Origin of the sequence: Actinomadura napierensis, assembly GCF_039529375.1 — a bacterium.
In the GTDB taxonomy this organism is placed as follows: Bacteria; Actinomycetota; Actinomycetes; order Streptosporangiales; family Streptosporangiaceae; genus Spirillospora; species Spirillospora napierensis.
Genome location: NZ_BAAAMR010000232.1, coordinates 1 through 4131, shown reverse-complemented (window position 1 = coordinate 4131; position 4131 = coordinate 1). Strand labels below are relative to the sequence as shown.

Here is a 4131-nt window from a genome sequence, read left to right as displayed (position 1 = left end):
CCGGCGCCGGGCCCGCCGGCGGCAAGGACCCCGGCCTGATGCGGCTGCTGCGCTCGATGAGCCTGCAGGACAAGGCCGCCCAGCTGTTCGTCCTGCAGGTGTACGGCAAGAGCGCCGACACCACCGACCCCGCCGACGTCGCCGCCAACCGCAAGCTGTACGGGGTCGACAACGCCGCCCAGGTCGTCGCCCGCTACCACCCCGGCGGATTCATCTACTACGCCGACAACGTCGACGACCCCGGCCAGGTCGCCGGCCTGTCCAACGGCATCCAGCACGCCGCGATGGCCCAGCCGCACCGCGTCCCCGAGACGATCGCCACCGACCAGGAAGGCGGCATCGTCGCACGCGTCCAGCCGCCGGCCACCCAGTCGCCCGGCAGCATGGCGCTGGCCGCCGGACGCAGCACCGGCGACGCCCGCGCGCTCGCCCGCATCACCGGGCAGGAACTGCGCGTCATCGGCGTCAACCAGGACTACGCGCCCGACTCCGACGTCAACGTCAACCCCGCCAACCCCGTCATCGGGGTCCGCTCCTTCGGCTCCGACCCGTCGCTGGTGTCGTCCATGGTCACCGCGCAGATCCGCGGTTACCGGTCCGGGGGAGTGACCGCCACCGCCAAGCACTTCCCCGGGCACGGCGACACCACCACCGACAGCCACACCGGCGTGCCCCGCATCGGACACACCCGCGCCCAGTGGGAGAAGCTCGACCTGCCGCCCTTCCGCGCCGCGATCGCCGCGGGCGTCGAGTCCATCATGACCGCGCACATCATCGTGCCCGCGCTCGACCCGTCCGAGGACCCCGCCACCCTGTCCAAGCCGATCCTCACCGGCATCCTGCGCGACCAGCTGCACTACCGCGGCGTCATCGTCACCGACGCCCTGGACATGCAGGGCGTCCGCGACAAGTACGGTGACGAGCGCATCCCCGTCCTCGCCCTCAAGGCCGGCGCGGACGTGCTGCTCAAGCCCCCGGCCGACGCCTCCGGCAACGGCGTGTTCGCCCGCCAGCTCGCCGCCGTCGTCGACGCCGTCAAGACCGGCGAGATCAGCGAGCAACGCCTCGACGCGTCGGTGTACCGGGTGCTGGCCCTCAAGCAGAAGCGCGGGCTGTTCCGCGACCCCTACGCCGACACCTCCCGCATCGGCCGCACGGTCGGCACCCGCGCGCACCTGGCCACCGCGCAGCGCGCCACCGACCGCACCACCACCCTGGTCAAGAACGACGCCGGCCTGCTGCCGCTGAAGGCCGGGCCCCGCAACGTGCTGGTCGCCGGATGGGGCACCGCCACCACCGCCGGGCTCGCCACCGCAATCGGCGAGCGCGGCGCCGCCACCACCGTGCGCAGCACCGGGCTCAGCCCCACCCAGGCGCAGATCGACGACGCCGTCGCCGCCGCGCAGGGCCAGGACCTCATCGTCGCCGTCACCAACCGCGCCTGGGACGTCGGCACTGAACCGGGCCACCAGGGCCCCGGGCAGATGAACCTCGTCAAGGCGCTGGTCGCCACCGGGAAACCCGTCGTGGTCATCGCCGTCCGCGACCCCTACGACATCGCCTACTTCCCCGAGGCCACCACCTACCTGGCCACCTACTCCTACACCGCCGAGGCCCTGCGCTCGGCCGCCGGGACGCTGTTCGGCGAGAACCCGCCGCACGGGAAGCTGCCCGTCGCCATCCCCACCCGCGACGACCCCGGCACCGCCCTCTACCCCTTCGGCCACGGCCTGACCTACCAGCAGCGACACGGCTAGAGCACCGGCCCTCGCCGTGATACGGCGACGGCCCGGTTCCGGGGACGACAGCCGCGGTCGTCCCCGAAACCGGGCCGGGTTCGGCTTCTGACCACACCCGCGCGATCAGCCGGCAGGCCCCGCGGGCCGGCCGCGGCCGGACGGCGGCGCCCCGCGCGTCAGCGGTGCCGTGCGGTGACGGTGACCTGGTTGGCGCCGATCGCCTTCATCATCGTCGGCCAGATCTTGCCGGCCTCGCGGATCCACGCGGGCCAGTTGTGGCGGCCGTCGCCGTAGATGTCGGCGGTGTAGGGCACCTTCAGCTGGTCCAGGCGCTTCTTGAACTCGTTGTTGTCCGCGCCGACCGCGATCTCGCTCAGCAGGCCGATGTCCCACGGCGCCACGTTCGGGTCGCCGGGACCGGGCCTGCCGGTCGTGCCGGCGGAGAAGAACAGCTGCGTGCCGCGCAGCTTTTCGGCCAGCGCGTAGGGGTCGTGGGCGGCCCAGTTGGCGTCGTCGGCCCACGGGATGCCCCAGATCGCGAACGGGTCCTGCCCGTTGCCGGCGTTGGTGAACATCAGCATCGCCGGCATGCCCGCCGACCGCAGCGACAGCGTGCCGCTGAGCGAGGCGACGTACTTGAACAGCCCCGGGTGCCGGGCCGCGTAGCTGTAGGCGCCCTGCCCACCTGAGGAGTTGCCGATCGCCGCGCGGACCGCGCCCGCGCCGTAGTTGCGCTCCATCAGCTGGCGCACCTCGGCGGTGTGGAAGGTCTCCCACTTGGGGGTCCCGCCCTTGCCGTAGTTGTACCAGTCGGTGTAGGAGCCGTTCTCGCCCTCCGGCATGACCACCAGGACGTCGTACTTGGCCGCCCAGGCCTCGATGTCGGTGTTCTTGGTCCAGGAGGTGTAGTTGTCCTGGCCGCCGTGGAAGGCGTACAGCACCGGCCACGTCCGCGTCGACCCGCGCTGCCAGTCCTTGGGCAGCAGGATCCGCGTCTTGACCGACTTGCCGAGCGCCGGGGAGGAGATGGTGACGTCCACCTCGCGGTCGGCGACCTTGGTCTCCTGGGTGATCTGCGCGCCGTCGTCCGCCTTCGCCGGGGACGTGTCCGCCCGCGCCGCCCCGGCTCCGGCCACGCCGACCCCGGCCACCAGGACGGTGGCGATGGTGCTCGCCGTCACCGAACGCCGCCAGCGGACGACCGTGAGTACCGGACGGCGGACAGAGGGTGTCATGTGCTCACCTTGCGGAAATGAGGCCCGACCCCCGTGGCCGTGCGACTTCCGCAGAGTGTGCCGCCGACCCGCCAAATGATCTACAAGCCGGAGTAACAAGAAAGACCCGAACCACTGTAGATATGTGAGTCATTTCGGAGACGCGGTGAGCGTCCGGTGACAGCCGGGTCACCCGGGACGGCCCTCACCCGGACGGTGCGCCAGGAACCGGGCCAGGTCCCCGACCATCGGGGCGTCGAACGTGCCCGCCAGCGCCCGCACCAGCGTCCCGAACGGCGCCTCCGGCGGCTCCACCCGCATCAGCCACGCCACCCGGTCAGCGCACAGCGGATCGAACACCGCCGCGGCCACCAGCATCGAGGTGAACTGCGCCGCCATCGTCGCCTCCAGCACCGGCCGGCCCGGCTCGCGGGTGCGCAGCCACTCGGTGCCCGTCCACTCCACGCCCGCGATCCACGCCTGCACGGTCGAGCGCAGCATCCCGCTCGGCGCGTCCACCCGCAGCGTCCGGTACGTCAGCGCGCAGATCTCGTCGCGGACCCTCTGCGCGGTCGACAGCGTCGCCTCCGGCGCCTGCCGGCTCCCCACCCCCAGCAGGCCGGCGTAACCGACCTCGTAGCGCTCCAGGAAGTCGACGTACAGCTCCAGCCGCCGCATCATCTGCTCCGACGGCGCGCCCCCGGCCACCTGGTTCAGCCGGTCGGTCAGCTCCGCGCCGACCCGGTCCGCCGCCGCCTCGTACAGCTCCTGCTTGCCCTCGAAGTACCGGTACACCGACGACCGGGAGGCGCCCGCCTCCCGCGCCACGTCGTCGATCGACACCTCCGGCTCGGGCCGCCGCCCGAACGCCTCGATCGCGGCCTCGATGATCTCCTCGCGGCGGCGGTCCTGCGACAGCCGCCGGAACGGGGGCCGCCGGCGCGGCGCCGCCTCACCTGCCATGCGCGTCACCCTAGCGGGGGACGCCGCGCCCCGATCCCGCACCGAGGCGGGAGGGACGGTGTGAGGCACCTCCCGGGACGAGCGGTCCCGCGCATCGGGCAGGATCGAGGGATGCGGGCGCACCGGCCGGGGGGCGGGCGCCCCGACCGGCGCCCGCCCCGCGCACTGGCGGCGGTCGCGGCCGTCGCGACGGCCGCGCCCGCCCTGGACGTGCT

3 protein-coding genes are annotated in these 4131 nt (G+C 73.0%); 1 reads left to right on the top strand and 2 read right to left on the bottom strand.

Features of this window, described 5'->3' with window-relative positions; all coding sequences use genetic code 11:
• On the top strand, nucleotides 1–1757 hold a 1757-nt coding region (locus ABD296_RS48955; RefSeq protein ID WP_344285263.1), incomplete at its 5' end, for a glycoside hydrolase family 3 protein.
• 158 nt (nucleotides 1758–1915) lie between these two features.
• Here the strand turns inward: ABD296_RS48955 and ABD296_RS48950 are convergent.
• Both ABD296_RS48950 and ABD296_RS48945 read right to left on the bottom strand, forming a co-directional pair.
• Nucleotides 1916–2974: an alpha/beta hydrolase gene (locus tag ABD296_RS48950; RefSeq protein WP_344285260.1), complete on the bottom strand. Its 1059-nt coding sequence runs from the start codon at nucleotides 2972–2974 to the stop codon at nucleotides 1916–1918.
• A 168-nt stretch (nucleotides 2975–3142) separates the two neighbouring features.
• On the bottom strand, nucleotides 3143–3916 hold the full coding sequence (locus tag ABD296_RS48945) for a TetR/AcrR family transcriptional regulator (protein ID WP_344285257.1): 774 nt from the start codon (nucleotides 3914–3916) through the stop codon (nucleotides 3143–3145).
• Between the last annotated feature and the right edge of the window lie 215 nt (nucleotides 3917–4131).